Origin of the sequence: Pseudoalteromonas sp. SD03, assembly GCF_040937955.1 — a bacterium.
GTDB lineage: Bacteria > Pseudomonadota > Gammaproteobacteria > Enterobacterales > Alteromonadaceae > Pseudoalteromonas > Pseudoalteromonas tetraodonis.
Genome location: NZ_CP162514.1, coordinates 2403497 through 2423547, shown reverse-complemented (window position 1 = coordinate 2423547; position 20051 = coordinate 2403497). Strand labels below are relative to the sequence as shown.

17 protein-coding genes and 5 tRNA genes are annotated in these 20051 nt (G+C 41.2%); 16 read left to right on the top strand and 6 right to left on the bottom strand.

All coding sequences use genetic code 11. The features are described from left to right. Nucleotides 1-123: 123 nt before the first annotated feature. The 11 genes from ABZP26_RS11335 to ppiD all read left to right on the top strand — a co-directional run bounded on the left by ABZP26_RS11335 (nucleotide 124) and on the right by ppiD (nucleotide 9576). Nucleotides 124-200 (top strand) — tRNA-Pro (locus ABZP26_RS11335). A gap of 56 nt (nucleotides 201-256) precedes the next feature. Next, nucleotides 257-333, top strand: a tRNA-Arg gene (locus ABZP26_RS11330). Between the two features lie 24 nt (nucleotides 334-357). Then, nucleotides 358-433 (top strand) — tRNA-His (locus ABZP26_RS11325). A 17-nt stretch (nucleotides 434-450) separates the two neighbouring features. Further along, nucleotides 451-527: transfer RNA gene (locus ABZP26_RS11320), tRNA-Pro, on the top strand. Between the two features lie 54 nt (nucleotides 528-581). Then, a tRNA-Pro gene (locus ABZP26_RS11315) sits at nucleotides 582-658 on the top strand. Nucleotides 659-1012: 354 nt separating this feature from the next. Further along, complete coding sequence (gene tig, locus ABZP26_RS11310) at nucleotides 1013-2317, top strand: trigger factor (RefSeq protein WP_016899274.1); 1305 nt, start codon at nucleotides 1013-1015, stop codon at nucleotides 2315-2317. A 159-nt stretch (nucleotides 2318-2476) separates the two neighbouring features. Beyond that, nucleotides 2477-3094 (top strand): ATP-dependent Clp endopeptidase proteolytic subunit ClpP, encoded by a 618-nt coding sequence (gene clpP / locus ABZP26_RS11305; RefSeq protein ID WP_013465450.1) that lies wholly within the window; start codon nucleotides 2477-2479, stop codon nucleotides 3092-3094. 131 nt (nucleotides 3095-3225) lie between these two features. Further along, nucleotides 3226-4509, top strand: coding sequence for an ATP-dependent protease ATP-binding subunit ClpX (gene clpX / locus ABZP26_RS11300; protein WP_016899275.1), 1284 nt, complete (start codon nucleotides 3226-3228; stop codon nucleotides 4507-4509). Between the two features lie 147 nt (nucleotides 4510-4656). After that, nucleotides 4657-7017, top strand: a complete 2361-nt coding sequence (gene lon / locus ABZP26_RS11295) for an endopeptidase La (protein ID WP_013465448.1) — start codon at nucleotides 4657-4659, stop codon at nucleotides 7015-7017. A 126-nt stretch (nucleotides 7018-7143) separates the two neighbouring features. Then, on the top strand, nucleotides 7144-7500 hold the full coding sequence (locus ABZP26_RS11290) for an HU family DNA-binding protein (protein WP_255314649.1): 357 nt from the start codon (nucleotides 7144-7146) through the stop codon (nucleotides 7498-7500). A 174-nt stretch (nucleotides 7501-7674) separates the two neighbouring features. Then, entirely contained in the window at nucleotides 7675-9576 is a 1902-nt protein-coding gene (ppiD, locus tag ABZP26_RS11285) for a peptidylprolyl isomerase (protein ID WP_028834040.1), read from the top strand. A 51-nt stretch (nucleotides 9577-9627) separates the two neighbouring features. Here the strand turns inward: ppiD and ABZP26_RS11280 are convergent, their stop codons facing one another. Genes ABZP26_RS11280 through pspF form a run of 6 tightly spaced genes read right to left on the bottom strand, consistent with a single transcriptional unit; the run spans nucleotide 9628 to nucleotide 15979 of the window. After that, on the bottom strand, nucleotides 9628-10389 hold the full coding sequence (locus ABZP26_RS11280; protein ID WP_013465446.1) for an ATP-binding cassette domain-containing protein: 762 nt from the start codon (nucleotides 10387-10389) through the stop codon (nucleotides 9628-9630). Next, nucleotides 10389-11381 carry an oligopeptide/dipeptide ABC transporter ATP-binding protein gene (locus tag ABZP26_RS11275; RefSeq protein WP_008111028.1) on the bottom strand — a complete coding sequence of 331 codons (993 nt, stop codon included), beginning with the start codon at nucleotides 11379-11381 and terminating at the stop codon, nucleotides 10389-10391. The genes ABZP26_RS11280 and ABZP26_RS11275 overlap by 1 nt, the downstream gene beginning before the upstream one ends. After that, nucleotides 11382-12275, bottom strand: coding sequence for an ABC transporter permease subunit (locus ABZP26_RS11270; protein WP_013465445.1), 894 nt, complete (start codon nucleotides 12273-12275; stop codon nucleotides 11382-11384). Then, the gene (locus ABZP26_RS11265) at nucleotides 12262-13296 is read right to left on the bottom strand and encodes an ABC transporter permease subunit (RefSeq protein ID WP_008111022.1); all 1035 of its coding nucleotides are present in this window, start codon (nucleotides 13294-13296) and stop codon (nucleotides 12262-12264) included. The genes ABZP26_RS11270 and ABZP26_RS11265 overlap by 14 nt, the downstream gene beginning before the upstream one ends. Then, complete coding sequence (locus tag ABZP26_RS11260; protein ID WP_013465443.1) at nucleotides 13296-14903, bottom strand: ABC transporter substrate-binding protein; 1608 nt, start codon at nucleotides 14901-14903, stop codon at nucleotides 13296-13298. Before ABZP26_RS11260 ends, ABZP26_RS11265 begins: the two co-directional genes overlap by 1 nt. Before the next feature lie 14 nt (nucleotides 14904-14917). Beyond that, nucleotides 14918-15979 carry a phage shock protein operon transcriptional activator gene (pspF, locus tag ABZP26_RS11255; protein WP_350644221.1) on the bottom strand — a complete coding sequence of 354 codons (1062 nt, stop codon included), beginning with the start codon at nucleotides 15977-15979 and terminating at the stop codon, nucleotides 14918-14920. 186 nt (nucleotides 15980-16165) lie between these two features. On the opposite strand from pspF, the gene pspA reads away from it, so the two are divergent. The 5 genes from pspA to ABZP26_RS11230 all read left to right on the top strand — a co-directional run bounded on the left by pspA (nucleotide 16166) and on the right by ABZP26_RS11230 (nucleotide 20027). Continuing rightward, a complete protein-coding gene (pspA, locus tag ABZP26_RS11250; RefSeq protein ID WP_016899278.1) occupies nucleotides 16166-16825 on the top strand; it encodes a phage shock protein PspA in 660 nt (219 codons plus the stop codon). A 66-nt stretch (nucleotides 16826-16891) separates the two neighbouring features. Next, nucleotides 16892-17125 (top strand): envelope stress response membrane protein PspB, encoded by a 234-nt coding sequence (gene pspB / locus ABZP26_RS11245; protein ID WP_008111014.1) that lies wholly within the window; start codon nucleotides 16892-16894, stop codon nucleotides 17123-17125. Then, complete coding sequence (pspC, locus tag ABZP26_RS11240) at nucleotides 17122-17520, top strand: envelope stress response membrane protein PspC (RefSeq protein WP_013465440.1); 399 nt, start codon at nucleotides 17122-17124, stop codon at nucleotides 17518-17520. The genes pspB and pspC overlap by 4 nt, the downstream gene beginning before the upstream one ends. 63 nt (nucleotides 17521-17583) lie before the next feature. After that, nucleotides 17584-19002, top strand: a complete 1419-nt coding sequence (locus tag ABZP26_RS11235) for a YcjX family protein (RefSeq protein ID WP_024601800.1) — start codon at nucleotides 17584-17586, stop codon at nucleotides 19000-19002. Next, a complete protein-coding gene (locus ABZP26_RS11230; RefSeq protein ID WP_024601801.1) occupies nucleotides 18999-20027 on the top strand; it encodes a TIGR01620 family protein in 1029 nt (342 codons plus the stop codon). The genes ABZP26_RS11235 and ABZP26_RS11230 overlap by 4 nt, the downstream gene beginning before the upstream one ends. The last annotated feature ends 24 nt before the right edge of the window (nucleotides 20028-20051 follow it).

The window sequence follows — 20051 nt, the reverse complement described above, 5'->3', positions numbered from 1 at the left end:
ACCATTATGAACTAAAAATGAGCAATTGATTTGTTTTCTTAAAAAAACGTTTGACCTAACCCAGTCAAATCACTATTATGCACCCCGTTGTCAACGAGGTCACTCGCAGACAATAGTAAGTATCGGCGATTAGCGCAGTTTGGTAGCGCACTTGGTTTGGGTCCAAGGGGTCGCAGGTTCAAATCCTGCATCGCCGACCATTTTTTATGTTTATTCATAACAATTTAACTTACTAGTGAACTATGAAGTTTTCGATGCGCCCATAGCTCAGCTGGATAGAGCAACGCCCTTCTAAGGCGTCGGTCGAAGGTTCGAATCCTTCTGGGTGCGCCATTTTGAAAACACTGTAATGCCGTGGTGATTGTAGCTCAGTTGGTAGAGCCCCGGATTGTGATTCCGGTTGTCGTGGGTTCGAGCCCCATCAGTCACCCCAATTTACAAAAAGAATATCGGCGATTAGCGCAGTTTGGTAGCGCACTTGGTTTGGGTCCAAGGGGTCGCAGGTTCAAATCCTGCATCGCCGACCACTTTCTTATAAGTGGTCTTAAATCCAACATTTAAGTATTCAAGAAAAGTTATATCGGCGATTAGCGCAGTTTGGTAGCGCACTTGGTTTGGGTCCAAGGGGTCGCAGGTTCAAATCCTGCATCGCCGACCATTTTCCCCTAAGTAAAACACATCTAAATTCTACTTTTATTACACAACACCCTTAATTTTTTCTTTATTAATCGTATTTTCACTTAATTAGTCTGTTTTTTATTCGCTTAGTCGTTATCTACCCTGATCTACCCCAAATAATTGCCCCCTACACTCGACTATCATAAATATTAGGTTATAATGCCGCGTCTATTTGTTTAATAATATAGTGCCCTAAGGGCAGAGCAGCAATGGTATCTCCTGGTAGCGACGGATTTTTTTAAGCCCCAAAGCTTGAATTTTATCAAGACGCCTATAGATTACTTTGTTTGTAAGGAAGGCGAACAGTCGCCAAAATTGAATATTGAGGTAAATCATGCAAGTTTCTGTTGAGACGACTCAAGGCCTTGAGCGCCGTCTGACCATCACCGTTCCTGCAGAGAACGTTGAGACCGAAGTAAAAAAACGCTTACAACAACTGTCAAAAACGCAGCGTATCGACGGTTTCCGTGCTGGTAAAGTTCCAGTATCAGTAATCAACAAGCGTTTCGGACCAGCTGTTCGTCAAGAAGTTGCTGGCGAAGTAATGCAACGTAATTACATTGAAGCAATTGTTGCTGAAAAAATTAACCCTGCAGGCGCACCAACATTTGCTCCTAAAGCACTTGAAGCAGGTAAAGATTTAGAATTCTCAGCAACATTTGAAGTTTATCCTGAAGTTGAAGTTCAAGGTTTAGAGAAAATTGCTGTTGAAAAACCAGCGGTAGAAGTTACTGACGAAGATTTAGCAAACATGCTAGAAACACTTCGTAAGCAACACGCTTCTTGGGCTGATGTTGATGCAGCGGCTGGCGCAAACGACCGTGTAACGGTTGATTTCGTTGGTACTATCGACGGCGAAGAATTTGAAGGCGGCAAAGCTGAAGACTTCCCATTAGAACTTGGCCAAGGTCGTATGATCCCAGGTTTTGAAGATAACATCGTTGGCAAAAAAGCAGGCGAAGAAGTGGTTGCTGATGTAACTTTCCCTGAAGATTACCATGCTGAAAACTTAAAAGGTAAAGCGGCTCAATTCACTATCACAGTAAAAAAAGTTGAAGCGCAAGAATTACCTGAATTAAGCGATGAGTTTGCAACTAAATTCGGTGTTACCGAAGGCGGTGTAGACGCGCTTAAAGAAGAAGTTAAAAAGAACATGACGCGTGAGCTAGACCAAGCGGTTAAAGCTAACGTTAAAGACCAAGCAATTAAAGGTCTTTTAGAGCAAAACGAAGTTGAAGTGCCTAAAGCATTAATCGACCAAGAAGTTGACGCACTACGTCAGCAAGCAGCTCAACGTTTTGGTGGCAATGGTCAAAACATGCCAGAGCTTCCAGCTGAATTGTTCCACGAGCAAGCAGTAACACGTGTTAAAACTGGCCTATTATTAGGTGAAGTTATTAAAGCGAATGACATCAAAGTTGATGACGCTAAAGTTGAAGCATTAATTGCTACTGTAGCTTCTGCATACGAAGATCCAACTGAAGTAGTAGAATACTACAAAGCAAATGATCAACTAATGCAGCAAATGCGTAATGTAGCAATGGAAGAGCAAGCTGTTGAAGCTATTATGGCTAAAGCAACTGTGACTGATGTTGAAAAAGCATTTGATGACATCATGAATCCACAGCAAGGTGCATAATAAGTCATTGACTTAAGCGCTCGCTAACGATTAAATGGCTCGTGTTACTCTGTTTATGCAGTGTGCCCGGGCCATTTTAGTTTGTGGTTCTTAATTAGCTAAAAATGATCATTATGCTTTTCTTAGAATAAGTATAAGCGCATAAGGAATTAAATAAGTATGAACACTGGTATGACAGATCCCCTAAACGCATTAGTCCCTATGGTTGTTGAGCAAACAGCTAAAGGCGAGCGCTCGTTTGATATTTATTCGAGACTATTAAAAGAGCGTATTATCTTTTTAACGGGCCAAGTTGAAGACAACATGGCAAACCTGATCTTAGCGCAAATGCTATTTTTAGAATCAGAGAACCCAGAAAAAGATATTTTCTTATATATCAATTCACCGGGTGGCTCTGTCACTGCGGGAATGGCTATTTACGATACAATGAACTTCATTAAACCAGACGTAAGCACAATCTGTGTAGGCCAAGCGGCTAGCATGGGCGCATTTTTACTGTCTGGTGGCGCGAAGGGTAAACGTTTTTGTTTACCGAATTCACGCGTGATGATTCACCAACCGTTAGGTGGATTCCAAGGTCAAGCGTCTGACTTTGAAATACACGCAAAAGAAATCCTGTCTATTAAAGACAAGTTAAATCGCTTAATGGCTGAGCATACTGGCCAACCGCTTGACGTTGTTTCACGCGATACAGACCGTGACAATTTTATGAGTGCAAGCCAAGCTGTAGATTACGGTATTGTTGACTCAGTATTTACTAATCGCGGTAGCAAGTAAGTATGCCTGCAAGCAGTGATGCTTGCTAATGAGAGTTACTATGCGAAAAACACTAAATTTTGGTATAGTTAAAGCGTATTAAAATAGCCACCAAGACTTTGGTGGCCAACGTAATAAAATGAGGTAGCTGAATGTCTGACACTCCTACAGACGGCGACAAAAGTAATAAATTGTTATACTGCTCTTTTTGTGGCAAAAGCCAGCATGAAGTTCGAAAGTTAATTGCAGGACCTTCAGTATACGTTTGTGATGAATGTGTAGAGCTGTGTAATGATATTATCAGGGAAGAAATTAAAGACATCGCGCCTAAGCATGATGCCGCTGACAAATTACCTGTGCCAAAAGAAATTCGTAACCACTTAGACGACTACGTTATTGGTCAAGACCATGCGAAGAAAGTATTGTCTGTAGCGGTTTACAATCACTACAAGCGTTTACGCAATCAATCAACTAAACAAGACGTTGAACTAGGTAAAAGTAATATTTTATTAATTGGCCCAACCGGGAGTGGTAAAACATTATTAGCTGAAACGTTAGCTCGTTTACTTGATGTGCCGTTTACTATGGCCGATGCCACCACACTAACCGAAGCCGGTTATGTAGGTGAAGATGTTGAAAACATTATTCAAAAGCTTTTACAAAAATGTGACTACGACGTAGAAAAAGCACAACGTGGTATTGTTTACATTGATGAAATTGACAAAATTTCTCGTAAATCAGATAACCCATCAATCACACGTGATGTATCAGGTGAAGGTGTACAACAAGCCTTACTTAAACTGATTGAAGGTACAGTGGCTTCTGTTCCTCCACAAGGTGGACGTAAACATCCACAGCAAGAGTTCCTGCAAGTAGACACCTCTAAAATACTGTTTATTTGTGGTGGTGCATTTGCTGGTCTTGATAAAGTTATTGAGCAGCGTAGCCATAAAAACACCGGTATTGGTTTTGGTGTTGACGTTAAAGAGTCGGCGGCGAGCCGTTCTTTGAGTGAAACATTTAAAGATGTTGAGCCAGAAGATTTAGTAAAATATGGTTTAATTCCAGAGTTTATTGGACGTTTACCTGTGGTTGCAACACTGACAGAACTTGATGAAGCCGCGCTGGTACAAATTCTAAGTGAGCCTAAAAACGCCATTACTAAACAGTTTTCAGTATTGTTTGGTATGGAAGATGTTGAGCTTGAGTTTCGTGATGATGCACTGCGTGCTATTGCTCATAAAGCAATGGAACGTAAAACCGGTGCGCGTGGCTTACGTTCAATCGTAGAAGGTGTATTGCTTGATACTATGTATGAGCTGCCTTCAATTGATAACGTTAGCAAAGTGGTTGTTGATGAAACCGTTATTAAAGGCGAGTCTGATCCTATCTTAATTTATGATAGCAGTCATCAAGAACACGCTGCGGCAGATTAAATTCTGAGCGAATTATAAAAAGGGAGCCAATGGCTCCTTTTTTTATAATTAATTTAATCGAGTTAACAAAAATTGTTGAACTTTAATTAGGTTATCCCCATATACTTGAGTAATCTTTAAATAAATGAAGTGCAAAGAGAAAATACAATGACGCTTGAGAGAAACGATCGAGTCGAAATCCCTGTGCTAGCACTGCGCGATGTGGTGGTGTATCCACACATGGTGATCCCGCTTTTTGTAGGCCGTGAAAAATCAATAAAATGCCTTGAAGCGGCAATGGATAAAGACAAACAAATTTTCTTAGTTGCACAAAAAGATGCAACTGTAGATGAGCCTGAGAAAGACGATATTTATCGTGTTGGGACAATTGCGACTGTACTTCAATTATTAAAGCTACCCGATGGTACAGTAAAAGTATTAGTTGAAGGCACACAACGTGCGAATATCGAAGAGTTTGTTGATAACGAAGACTTTTTCGTTGCCAATGCACAGTTTATTGAATCGGATTCAGTGAACGAACAAGAACAAGATATCTTTATTCGCAGTGCATTGAGCCAGTTTGAAGGCTATGTAAAATTAAATAAAAAAATTCCACCAGAAGTCATGACCTCGGTATCGGGTATTGATGAGCCTGCGCGCCTTGCTGATACCATGGCTGCACATATGCCATTGAAAGTGCCTGAAAAACAAAAAGTACTTGAAATATCTAGCGTTACAGAACGTTTAGAGTACTTAATGGCGCTGATGGAAGGTGAAATAGACTTATTGCAAGTTGAGAAGAAAATTCGCACCCGCGTTAAAAAGCAAATGGAAAAATCGCAGCGTGAGTATTACCTCAATGAGCAAATGAAAGCGATTCAAAAAGAGTTGGGTGAAATTGATGACGTACCGGATGAATTTGAAGCGTTGAAAAAGCGCATTGAAGAGTCTGGCATGCCATCAGAAGCGAAAGAAAAAGCCACAGCTGAGTTAAATAAGCTTAAGATGATGTCGCCAATGTCGGCAGAAGCCAGTGTTGTTCGCTCATACATAGATACGTTAATTAATGTACCGTGGAAAAAACGCTCCAAGGTGAAAAAAGACTTAGCCGGCGCGCAAAAAATATTAGATAGCGACCACCACGGCCTTGATAAAGTCAAAGAGCGCATTATTGAGTATCTCGCAGTACAACAGCGCACAAATAAACTTAAAGGGCCAATCTTATGTTTAGTTGGACCGCCAGGTGTAGGTAAAACATCACTTGGGCAGTCTATTGCGCGTTCAACGGGTCGTAAGTACGTTCGTATGGCACTGGGTGGCGTACGCGATGAGGCTGAGATTCGTGGGCATCGTCGTACTTACATTGGCTCTATGCCTGGTAAGTTAATTCAAAACATGACTAAAGTGGGCGTTAAAAACCCATTATTCTTGTTAGATGAAATTGACAAAATGTCAGCAGATATGCGCGGTGACCCTGCATCAGCATTGTTAGAAGTATTGGATCCTGAACAAAACAGTCATTTTGCGGACCATTACTTAGAAGTTGATTACGACTTATCTGATGTAATGTTTGTTGCAACCTCAAATAGCTTTAATATTCCAGGTCCTTTATTAGACCGTATGGAAGTGATTCGATTATCGGGTTACACCGAAGACGAAAAGCTAAATATTGCTAAAGAGCACTTAATTCCTAAGCAAATTAAGCGTAATGGTCTAAAAGCTAAAGAAGTTGAAATCGCCGACAGTGCCATCATTGGTATTATCCGTTATTACACCCGTGAAGCGGGCGTGCGTAATTTAGAGCGTGAAGTATCTAAGCTATGCCGTAAAGCGGTTAAAAATATCTTAATCGAAAAAGACACTAAAACAGTGACAATTGATGCAGATAACCTTGAAGAATACTTAGGTGTGCAACGCTTTGATTACGGTAAAGCAGAAGACGGCGACCGTATTGGTCAAGTTACAGGCCTTGCATGGACAGAAGTAGGCGGTGACTTACTCACGATTGAATGTGCTGCAGTACCAGGTAAAGGCAAATTGACTTACACCGGCTCGTTAGGCGATGTAATGCAAGAGTCGATTCAAGCGGCAATGACCGTTGTGCGTAATCGTGCTGATGAGCTGCGTATTAATAGCGACTTTTATGAAAAACGCGATATTCACGTACACGTACCTGAGGGCGCAACACCTAAAGATGGTCCAAGTGCCGGTATTGCAATGGTAACATGTTTGGTTTCAAGCTTAACCGGTAATGCGGTGCGCTCTGATGTAGCTATGACAGGTGAAATTACCTTACGTGGTGAAGTATTGCCTATTGGTGGTTTAAAAGAGAAATTATTAGCGGCTCACCGTGGTGGGATTAAAACGGTCATCATTCCAAAAATTAACGAACGTGACTTAAAAGAGATACCTGACAATGTATTGGCGGGTCTTGATATTCACCCAGTTACATGGATTGATGAGGTATTAAAGCTCGCTTTAGTGCATCCAGTTGATAGTTTTTCAGTCGAAACACCGAAAAAGCAGTAAAAAAGCCAAAAAAAGTGCTTTTAGGGGCTTTTCAAATCTAAACGGTATGATAAGTTAAGCACTGGTTTTCAAGCCTAGCCCTTGCAGGGCCTAGGCTTAAGAAAAATATAATCATATGAGCTTTAAATAAATGCTCAAAAATTTCAAAACAGTGATGTTAGTTTAAAAAAACAATCGCTCTTGATAACAACAATGAAAGAGGATGATATTGTGAATAAATCTCAATTAATCGATCAAATCGCAGCTGATGCTGACATTTCTAAAGCGGCTGCAGGTCGTGCACTAGATTCATTCATCGAATCTGTATCTGGCGCGCTAAAAGATGGCGACTCAGTTGCACTTGTTGGTTTTGGTACTTTCTCTGTACGTGAGCGTGCTGCTCGTGCAGGTCGTAACCCACAAACTGGTGAAACGATTCAAATTGCTGCTGCTAACATCCCAGCTTTTAAAGCCGGTAAAGCGCTTAAAGACGCAGTAAACTAATCACTGTGTAAACAAATTAGTTATGGCGAGTGAACAATACGCTTAATTATTCTAATTGATGAATTAAGTTACTTCACCGCCAGTTACTTCAAGTGAAAAAGCGTATCTGGTAAGATACGCTTTTTTTACATATGACAAGGTAGAAAAGACCTTGGTCAGAAAAGAGATAAACAAATGCTTGAGAAAATCAGAGAAGGTTCGCAAGGGCCGGTAGCCAAAGTCATTTTAGGCGCGGTGATTTTATCTTTTGCCTTAGCTGGGATCGGTAGTTACTTAGGTCAAACCACAGAACAACCCGTTGCTGAAGTAAATGGAATTAAAATTAGCCAAACAGAATTTAGCCGTGCGTTTCAAAATGAACGTAGCCGCTTAGAACAACAATTTGGTGAATATTTTACCCAAATAGCAGCCGATCCAACTTATATGGCTCAAATACGTCAAGGCGTGATTGACCGTTTAGTACAACAAGAATTACAAAGCCAGTTAGCGACTGAGCTGGGTCTGCGTGTGAGTGATGAAAGTATTCGTCAAACAATTTTAGAGCTTCCTTATTTTAAAATTGGCGATCAATTTAATAACGACCGTTACTTACAAGTGATTCGTCAAATGAACTTCCAACCTGATTCATTTCGAGAGTACCTTCGTGATGATATGACACGTAGCCAGTTAGTGTCAGCGGTTGCAGGAACTGACTTTGCATTGCAAAACGAGCTTAAATCAGCCATTGCACTGCAACAACAAACTCGCAGCATTGATTATTTAGTCATTGATAAACAAGCAATGCAGGCTGATGTTGACGTTACTGATCAAGAAGTGGCAGATTATTACGAATTAAATGCAGGGCAATTTTTATCGCCAGAGCTTATTTCAGTTAATTACATTGAGTTAGATGCAGATGATATCGATGTTGCATCGGTAAGCGAAGACGACGTAAAAGCATATTATGAGCAGAGTAAAGCGCAATATGTTGAGCCTGAAAAACGTCGTGTATCACATATCTTAATTGATAACAGTGAAGATGACGATGCGGCAAAAGCGAAAGCTGAGTCTTTATTAGCACAGCTTAATGCGGGTGCTGATTTTGCACAATTAGCTGAATCATCGTCAGATGATATTGTTAGCGCCGAAATGGGTGGTGACCTAGAGTGGATTGAACGTGATGTCATGGAGCCTGCATTTGAAGATGCTGCTTTTGCACTGCAAAACAAAGGTGATTACTCTGATGTAGTAGCCTCTGAATTTGGTTATCACATCATTAAACTTACAGACATTCAATCGCAGCAAGTTAAACCTTACGATGCCGTGAAAGCCGATTTACGTGCTGAACTTGAACAAGCTGAAAAAGTGGATGCGTTTTACGAGAAGCAAACAGAAATGGGTGCGTTAGCATTTGAGATTTCTGACCGCTTAGACGATGCTGCTGAAGTGGCGGGTGTTGAAGTACAATCTACACCGCTATTAGCACTGAGTGCGCTTCCTGAGCCGCTTAATAATCCTGCGGTTATAACCGCATTATCATCAGTTGAATTACTAGAAGATAAAGTAAACTCAGAAGTAATCGAACTAGGTAATGAGCACGTGATTGTGGTTCGTGTTAACGAGCATCAACCGGCTGCAACCAAAGCATTGAGCGAAGTAAGCGAGCAAATTAAAACACGCTTAGTAAACGAAAAAGCGTCGGATCTTGCTAAAGAAAAAGCACGTACCTTATTTGCACAAATCAAAGACGGTAAGAGCTTAAACGATGTTGCTGCTGAGCAGTCACTAAGCGTTCGTCAAGAGTCGCAACTTACTCGTGAAAGCTTTGCTGTTTCGCCTGCTATTGTTACCCAAGTATTTAAAATGGCGCACCCACGAGATGGCGCAGTTTATGATGTAGTTAACTTAAACAATGGTGATGCTGCTATTGTTGCGCTTAACTCAGTCACGGATGCACCAGTGAGTGACAGCATTGAGCCACAAATGAAGCAAAACATCACCATGGCCCAAGCACAGAAAAACTATACGGTATTCATTGAGTCGCTTAAGCAACAAGCGGAACTAAATGTACCAAAAGCAGCGCAACCTGCGGAATAAATAATAGCTAAACTATAAAAGGCGCCAATTGGCGCCTTTTTTGTTTTTGTATTAACAGCTTAATAAGCGTTGAGTAACCTTTGACTGCGGGCTTTGAAAAATAGCTTCTGTGGGACCGTATTCAACAATTTCACCTTTATTGAGAACGACTAATTGGTCGCTAATATGACGCACTAAACTTAAGTGATGGGTGATCAAAATATAGGTTAAACCGGTTTCGAGCTGTAATTTAAGTAATAAGTTAACTATTTGCGCCCTCACAGAGGGGTCAAGCGACGAAAGTGCCTCATCGAGTACAACAACCTTGGGATCTAAAATAAGTGCGCGAGCGAGCGCTATACGCTGTAATTGCCCAATACTAAACATATGCGGATAGTATTGTTGATGATCAACCAGCAAACCGACCTTAAGTAAAGTACTGCCAATTTTTTCACTGCGCTGATCTTTATCAAAATCGGTATTAAATTTTAGGCAATCGTCGAGCATTTCTGCAATGGTTAATGCCGGGTTTAATGAGGTGGCCGAATCTTGAAAAATCATTCGGATGTAACGGCACTGAGCATCGCGCTGGCCGTTGTTTTCAATGGTGTTATTTTCTAATAATATTTGTCCGCTGTCTGCACTGTATGCGCCGACTAACAACTTAGCGAGGGTGCTTTTTCCTGAGCCGGTTTCACCAATAATGGCAATCGTTTCACCTTTACCAATACTAAATGAGATGTTTTTTAGTACATCAAATTTTTTACGGCTAAATAAGCCTGCACGCATGTTAAAGGCTTTTGATAAGGCTTGAACTTTTAACAAAGGTTGCATTATTTTACTTCCTTGATCAATGGAAAGTGACATGCGTAACTATGGCCGTGGTGTTTAGAGAGTTTAGGGGCAACCACACACTCTTTTTGTGCTTGCGGGCAACGCGGTCCTAAACGACAACCAATCGGTAAATGTTGTAGTGTAGGTATGGTGCCTTTTAATGCATAAAAAGGTTCTTTATGGGCTAAGCCGTGCTCATAATCAGGTAAGCTTTTTAATAGAGCCTGCGTATAAGGATGACGCGGTTGGCTAAAAATACGGTGCGTTGGACCCGCTTCAACCATTTGTCCGCAATACAAAACATGAATACCATGTGACCAATTTACTATTTCTTCTAGCTCATGGGAAATCATCAAAATAGACATATTCTTTAGCTGATTCAAACTTTTTAATAATCGAAATACCTGCGCACGAGTGGTACTTTCTAGTGCGGTTGTTGGCTCATCAGCAATGAGCAATTTAGGTGTACGCGCAATGGCCATGGCTATCATGACTTTTTGACAAACGCCTTCAGAGAGTTCATGAGGGTAGCTATCAAGCACGGCTTCATGATTTTTAATGCCCACTTTGTGTATCAGTGCTTTTACACGATCTTTACGCTCTCGGTTGCGTTTTAAGAAAAACCCTTTGGCGGCCACTTCAGGCAGTGTTTCAGCGATTTGGTTAAATATTTTTGCAGTAGGGTCAAGGCAGCGACTTGGATCTTGGTAAATCATTGCAATGTCTTGGCTGACGGTTTTACGGCGCTGCTCTGGTGTGAGGCGCATTAAATCAACACCGCGCCAATGCATTCTATCGGCGGTTATAACCCAGCGTTCGTTAAGTACGCCTACAATGGCTTTTGCAATTAAGCTTTTTCCTGAGCCTGATTCTCCCACTAAGGCGTGTACTTCACCTTCTTTTAAACTAAAACTTACCCGGTCAACAGCGCGAATAGCGGTTTCAGACGTTTGCAGCTCTATGGTTAAGTTTCGAATATCTAGTAAATGCATTTAATCGGCCTTACGCGCTTGTAAAACTTTGCGAAGTCCATCGCCCACCAAGTTTGTTGAAAGAACGGCTAAAAATAGCAGTACACCCGGAAGAGCCACCGTCCATGGCGCTAAATAAATAAGTCCTAAGTTTTCGGCCAAAATAGCACCCCATTCAGTGGTCGGCGGCTGTGCGCCAAGTTTTAAAAACCCTAGCGCAGCAATGTCTAAAATAGCAGTAGAAAGTGCCATAGTAAAAATAACCACAATATATTCATACACATTAGGAAAAATACCACGCGATAAAATATGCCACTTAGAGGCCCCATCTAGCCGATACGCTGTGACATAATCTTTACCTAGCTCATCAACGATCAGGTTTCTAATAGAATGAATAAACTGTGGTAACAGCGCTAAAATAATTGCCCAAACGGTATTCATTAACCCTGGGCCGAGTATGGCAATAATAATAATGGCCAATAATAATGAGGGGATAGATAAGGTTACATCAAGTAAATGGTTCAAAAAGCTAGAGCGTATGCCTTTGCTTATACCAGCAAATGTACCGACTAACACACCAATTATGGTGGTAATTAGGGCAGCCACGACCGACAAACCAAAAGTATAAGTCGCACCATTCATCAAGCGTGAAAGCACATCTCGGCCTAAGTCATCGGTGCCTAAAATAAACCGCACATCGCCCATTTCATTCCATGAAGGTGGCAGCAGTAGTGCATTACTGTGCTGTTGATTTACTCCATAGGGCGCAAGAAACGGCGCTGTTGCAGCTAATATACTAAAGGCAATAAACACCCATAAACCCACCAAAGCAGGATGGTTATTTTTAAATTTTCGCCATAGTCTCGCTAATGGCGATTTATTTGAATCTTCTGAAAATAAATTAAACTTTGCCATGCGCTTGGTTCCGAGACAGAGGATCGAGTAGGGTGTATGTTAGTTCAGCTATAATTGTGGCAATAATAATGAAAAAAGAAACGGCCATTAACCCCCCTTGTATGGCAGGGTAGTCACGTTGATAAATACTGTCTATTAACCAACGGCCAATCCCCGGCCATGAAAAAATAACCTCGGTGATCATAGCAAGGGTGATCAAGGTGCTAAATTGCAAACCTATTTGCTTTATGACTGGCAGTAATGCATTTCTCAGGGCGTGATGAATAATAAGCTGCCCACGGTTAAGGCCTTTGGCGCGAGCTGTTTTGATAAAGTTTTGATCCATTACTTTTAACATTGACTCGCGAGTAAAGCGCACCAATACAGTGGTCGGATACATAGCCAGTACAATGGTAGGTAACGTTAGGTGATGCAGTGCATCAAGCATTGCCATGCCATTGTAGGGAAAATCAGCAAGTAAAATATCCAGTAAGATAAACCCCGTACTGGCAGGTATTTCATACAATAAGCTCACTCGCCCCGACATAGGAAACCAACCAAGTTTGAGCGAAAAAACCATAATTAGTAATAACGCGAGCCAAAAAATAGGCATAGAATAGCCAACCATAGCTGTTGAGCTAATTAATTTATCAGGCCATTGTTTATGATAAGCCGATGCTAAAATCCCGACAGGCACGCCAACCACAACCGAGATGACTAACGCATAAATACTCAGCTCTAAGGTCGCTGGAATTAAATCAACCACGTGAGCAAAAACACTATCTCCTGAGGCAAACGACACGCCCCAATCGCCTTGTACTATTCGCCCGACAAAGGCAATGTACTGCATAAAGTAGTTACTGTTAAACAGGTACTTTTCTTCTAGCTGTGCATTTTGAGTAAAATTAGTGTCTGGTATGCCACTTAAGTTACTCAGTGGATCGCCAGGGAATAAGTAGCTCAGCGAAAAAGTAAAAATACTCAGTAATAACACCATGAAAAATAACAATCCGAGGCGGCGTAAAATATAATCGAATAACATTACTTCTTCCTCGCGTTAGCCAATGAAATAGCGCCAAATGGCCCGAGTGTGATCCCCTCAACATCAGCACTACTTGCCTGAAAACGCATGCCGTGGGCTATTGGGTATAAGGGTAATTGTTCGATGATCATACTTTGTGCAGCGTCGTAATATTGTTTACGTAAATTTAAATCGGTCGTATCGAGAGCTTTAGTTAACAGTAAATCAAATTCAGGATTACACCAGTTCGCTGGGTTTTTGCCACTGAAGGTCGCTGTGCAGCTAAGTAACGGGCTAAAAAAGTTATCAGGATCAGGCGTATCTGCTGCCCAACCTAATAATACACTGTCGTGACGGTGCTCGCCTATGCGTTGAATAAAGGTGTTCCACTCATACTCGACAATATTAACGTTAACGCCAATTTTGCGTAAATCGCTTTGCATCAGCTCTGCCATTTTTCGTGCATTGGGGTTATAAATACGGCTGACAGGCATAGCCCAAATGCTCATATCAAACCCTTTTTCATAACCCGCTTCAGTTAATAGTTTTTTTGCCAGTTGTGGGTCGAAAATTGGCATGTTCTTTTGTGGTTCAAACGCCCACGACGTGGGTGGTAGTATTGACCGCGCACGAAGTCCATTACCGTAGTAAACTGCCTGCATTATTTTTTCTATATCAATGGCATGCACTAAGGCTTGGCGTACTTTTAAGTTATCAAACGGAGGGCGTTCGGTATTAAATGCCCAATAACCTATGTTTAAGTTGGTTTCCCTTTCAACGTTAATATCATCTCGCTGAGCTAAAATACTTAACTGTGCACTGCTAGGATGCGCAGTTACGTCACACTCTTTGGTAAGAATTTTAGCAATACGCGTGGTGCCATTAGGGGTAATGTCGTACACCAACTGCTCAAGTGCCACCTCGTGTTTCCAATAGTCAGCGTTTTTATAAAAGCGTACTAAATGGTCTCGTCGGTATTCTTTGTAAATATAAGGACCGGTGCCAACTGGATATTGATCAAATAGGTTTTCTTGGTTGTTGGCTTTGAGCGCCATGGCATATTCTTTAGAGAGCACCACGGCGAAATCGGTCGCCATATTCGCTAAAAAACTGCTTTCTGCGTTAAATAATTCAAACCGAACTTGGTGATCAGACACCCTGACAATTTTACGAATAAGTTGGTCAATACCCACACTTTGAAAGTAGGGGTAATTCGCATCACCGACAAAGTGATAGGGGTTGTATACATCAAATAAACGACTGAAAGTGAAAATGACATCATCAGCGTTAAATTCGCGTGTTGGAGTAAAATACGCGGTGGTATGAAATTTAACCCCTTTGCGCAGAGTAAAAGTGACAGACTTACCGTCTTTGCTAATTTTCCAGTCGGTGGCTAGTTCGCTTTTAAATTCAGCAGTTACAGGGTCAATACTAATTAACCGGTCGTACAACTGGTTAGCAATAATATCGATGGTTGATCCTGTGGTTGTGACTTGAGGATTGAACGACACAGGATTTGCCTCAGCGCAATAAACGAGGCCTTGGTTTTTTTCTTCTAAGATTTCTTCTTTACTATCAATGCAACCTACTAAACTCAATGATAATAAAGCAAGTAATAATTTATGCACCCGCACAACCTCTACTATTCCAGCAAATTGTATTTTTTCAAATAACCACGTAATTGATGATACGTTAAACCAAGTACTTCTGCAGTCTTCTTTTGATTAAATTGGCTATGTTCTAATGCTTTTTTTATTAATGTGATCTCAAATTCATTAGAGAGTGTTTTTAAGTCACAAGGAAACTCAGGTTCTGCGTTACTCAAACTCGGTGTTACAGGCGCTTCTGTGGGCTTGGTGTTAACAACTTCATTTTGCACAGCAACAGGGGCTTGTGTATGTTTAATACGTGCTTTAGGTCTAAAGCGGCTTTCGAATGGGTCTAAAATAATTTTATGCACAGGGATGTGTTCATTGCCGTGGCGATACAGACTTCGCTCCACCACATTTTTAAGCTCACGCACATTACCCGGCCACTCATAACTGAGTAAACTTTCTTGTGCATTGCGAGTAAAGCCACTAAATAACTCCCACTCTAAGTCGCGTGCCATATTCATTGCAAATTGCTCAGCCAGTAACATAATATCGTCTTGGCGTTCGCGCAGTGGTGGTAGAGTGATCACATCAAATGCGAGCCTATCGAGTAAATCGCTTCTAAATTCACCTTGCTGCGCTAAATGGGGTAAGTCTTCATTGGTCGCACAGACTAAGCGCGTATCTACTTTAACCGTTTGTTTGCCGCCAACACGCTCAAACTCACCATACTCTATTACCCTTAATAGCTTTTCTTGCACTAGGGCAGAAGTATTTGCCAACTCATCTAAAAATAAGGTGCCGCTATTAGCCCGCTCAAATCGGCCTTCATGGCGTTTACTTGCGCCAGTAAATGCACCACTTTCATGGCCAAATAATTCACTTTCGAGTAGATTTTCGTTTAATGCCGCACAGTTGAGTTTGACGTAACTTTGATCCCAGCGCTTGGATAAAAAGTGTAAACGTGCTGCAATAAGCTCTTTACCGGTACCACGTTCACCAATAATAAGTACGGGTTTATCTAGGTTTGCTAGCTGCGATACCTGATCAAGAACCGATAAAAAGCTGTCTGATTGGCCGAGCAAATTATCCTGTTGGCGATATTGACTCATATTTCCTAACTCTTAGTCATTTTTACTAACAGTTAGTGTATTTCATTATGATTGATAACAAAAGCAATTTGTAATTTACATTTAACTAGTTGAAATTTATTGCTATTTTAAAATTAAAAAAGTTGGCAAGCATATTGATACTAATAAAAGCAGACACATTTAGATTAAATAATAGAGGTATATGTTATGGGAATTTTTTCACGTTTTGCAGACATTGTTAATTCTAATATCAATGCCATTTTAGATAAAGCAGAAGACCCTGAAAAAATGGTTCGTCTTATTATCCAAGAGATGGAAGATACACTGGTAGAGGTACGCTCTACATCAGCAAAAACACTCGCTGAGAAAAAAGAATTAGTACGTCGCGTAGATACACTAAAAGCCCAAGTAAACGATTGGCAAGACAAAGCCGAACTGGCACTGAGCAAAGATCGTGACGATCTAGCACGCTCAGCATTACTTGAAAAGCAAAAATCAGCCGACGCAGTTGCTGCGGTAGAAAGTGAACTTGACCATGTAGAGTCTCATATTGAGAAGCTACAACAAGAGGTAACTACGCTACAAGAAAAGCTAGCAGATGCTAAGGCACGTCAAAAAGCGATTATTTTACGTCAACGCTCGGCTGAGTCGCGCCTTGAAGTTAAAAAAGCGCTTGATAGTTCTAAAGTAGAGGATGCACTTAATCGCTTTGAACGTTACGAAACCAAAATTGATGGGCTAGAATCTCAAATAGAGTCTTATGATTTAGGTAAACAAACGTTAGCTGATGAAATTGCAGACTTACAAAAGAATGAAAAGATTGATGACGAGTTAGCTGAACTTAAAAAGAAACTCGCAAATAAATAAAACGATAATATCAGGGGCCACGTGCCCCTGACATCAACATAGAATACGGATTATCAGGAGAGGATTATGTTTGATCCAGAGATACTAGTTGCCCCCTTTATCTTATTTATGATTTTTGTTGCGCCACTGTGGTTAATTTTACACTACCGTAGCAAAAAGCAAGTAAGCCAAGGGTTGAGTGAGCATGAGCATCGCCAATTATTGGAGCTTGCACAAAAAGCTGAAAAAATGGCTGATAGAGTAGAAACATTAGAAGCGTTGCTTGATCAAGAGTCACCTCAGTGGAGACAAAAAGTATGAACACTAAACGCGAATTATTCAGAGACCCACAACGCGGCAAAATAGCTGGCGTATGTGCCGGTTTAAGTGACTACTTTAATATGGAGTTATGGTTAGTTCGCATTATATTTGTTAGTGCGGTACTACTAACCGGTGGCCCATTATTTGTGGTAGCGTACATTGCAGCATGGTTTATTTTAGATAAAAAACCTGCTGCAACACATAAAACGCATTCAACTTACAGTGATGACCCACTAGAAGTTAAGTTTAAAGTATGGCAAAAGGGCGAGCCACCTCGTCGTGCATTACAAGACTTAAAAGAGCGTTTAACACGTGTTGATGTTCGCTTACAAGAGATGGAACGTTACGTTACCTCAAGCGAATTTACAGTCAGTCGTGAAATTAATAAACTTTAAAGGATTGATAAGCACCTTGTTTGTAACGTGAACAATTACGGCAGATAGGGTGCAAAACACTTTATGAGCCAATCATTTGCAAAAAAGACCTTTAAAACTTTTAAAGGCAAAGCACAAAAAGCCCTGCACCGTAGTTTAGACCAACATGTTAAGCTTGCTGTAACTGGGTTGAGCGGCAGTGGTAAAACCGCGTTTATAAGTGCGTTAGTTAAGCACTTAACCTCTCAGGCGAATGACAACAACTTACCTTTTTTTGATGTGATGCGCGAGCATCGTCATATTGCCACTAAAATTGTGCCGCAAGAGGCATTAAACGTGCCCACCTTTGATTATAACCGTGCAATGAGTGCCTTACTGCCAATGGAAGGTAACCCTGCCTGGCCGGCGTCTACAGAGCGAATAAATACTCTGCGCTTGGCGATTAAATACCAAAGTAATGCGGGTCTGCGAGGTCATTTTTCACCGCAATCAACGTTATACCTTGATATTATTGACTATCCAGGCGAATGGCTGCTCGATTTACCTATGCTTGAACAAAGCTATACTGCGTGGTGTGAACAGCAATACCCATTATTAAATCAGTCTCCTCGCAGCGCTACCTCAGGCGATTTTTTACACGCCGTAGAGCAACTTGATTTACATGCCCCTGTGGATGAAAGTGAGCTTGCTAACATTGCACAACGTTATCAACGCATGCTGGTAGGGCTAAAAAAAGACACCAAACTTGCGATGCTACAACCCGGGCGAATGTTAATGCCGGGCGACTTGCAAGGTGCGCCGTTATTGTTATTTTTTCCAATAAACCCTGAAATGATGAAAGACGATGTGGTGGCGGGTTCTAATTTAGCGCATTTAATTAAACGTTTTAATGCTTACGTGAAAGAAGTCGTTAAGCCATTTTATAATGAGCATTTTCGTCACTTTGACCGCCAAATTGTGTTGGTTGATGTACTCAGTGCATTAAATGAAGGCCATGAAACTTTGCATGAGCAAAGCCGTGTTATTAATCAATTGTTGGCACATTTTAGTTATGGGGAGTCTGGCTTTTTTAAACGTTTATTCAAACCGAATATTGATAAAATATTGTTTGCTGCTAATAAGTCAGATCACATCAGTGCTAAGCATCATAAAGCGTTAGCCTTGTTACTAGACTCGCTGGTCAAAGAGCAAAGTAATCATTTAAAGTTTGACGGTGTACAAATTGAAACTATGGCTATGTCATCAATTACCGCAACCCAACCTCGCCAAGTGGTTGATAAAGGTCAAACTCTTGATTGCGTTTACGGTAAACCTTTAAATGAGCATGAGTGGCTGACTTATTTACCACCAGAGCCGCCAAGTCGAATGCTTAATAAAAGTGAGTGGCCAGCGCAAGGGTTTGAATTTTTGTCATTTTCGCCGATGCCAAGCCCCGACAAACAACTTAAACATATTCGATTAGATCATGTGATGCAGTACCTGCTAGGAGACAAATTAACATGAGTGAGTCAACGCAACAGTTTCAAGCAGGGCGTCGTATTAATGCACAAAATATTGAGCAAAACGAGCCTGCGTTAACACCCGCTAAAATTATTGAACACGGACAAAGTGATTACACCTCTGAGCTTGAGGATGATGCGCTTGAGCCTGAAGTTGATTTAGAGCCGGTGTATAAAAAGTCAAAATGGCAAACGCTCAAAGGCTTGTTTGCGCTCAGCTTTATTATTTTAGTACTGCTAGAGTTTGGGTTTTCTATTGTGCTTGCTTATCAGCAATCGCTTATTTTGGGCAGTGTTTATTTAACCGCTGTGGTAAGCGGTGTGTTATTAATAACAAGATTGTTATGGCGAGAGTATCGGATGTTGCGCAGTTTAAAGCGTAATCAGCTGCATCGCCATGAAGCCGATAGGTTATTAAACAGTGAGCAAGTGGGTGGTGCACTCCCTTGGCTTGAAAAATTGAACAAGCACCAGCAGTTAGACAATTTTGAAAACTTTAAAAACCAAGTTGCTACGCACCATAGTGATAAAGAAATAATGACACTTTACGCTAATAGCCTACTGGTAACGCAAGACACCCAAGCTAAAAAGCTTATAAACCGCTTTGCAACAGAGTCAGCCTTATTAGTCGCATTAAGCCCTCTTGCGCTGGTGGATATGATGGCGGTGTTATGGCGCGGTACAAAATTAATTGAACAAATAGGTAAAATTTATGGCATTGGTTTTGGTTACGCCAGTCGCATTAAACTCTATCGAATGCTGTTAAAACAAGTCATGTTTGTAGGCAGTGCAGAGCTTGTATCTGATTTAGCGGCCACGGCACTTAGTGCTGAGCTATTAGGCAAACTTTCAGGGCGAGCCGCGCAAGGCGTCAGTGCGGGTATATTTACAGCACGTATAGGCTATAAAGCCATGGAATTAAGCCGACCCTTACCGCGTCTTGAAAATAAACGCAGCTTGTTAAAAGGCACTGTTCAAGGGGTTGCGAGTAAAATTATGAGTCGCACTAAGAGAGCCGAGAGTAAATAGTTGGCAATATTTGTGTACAGCTTT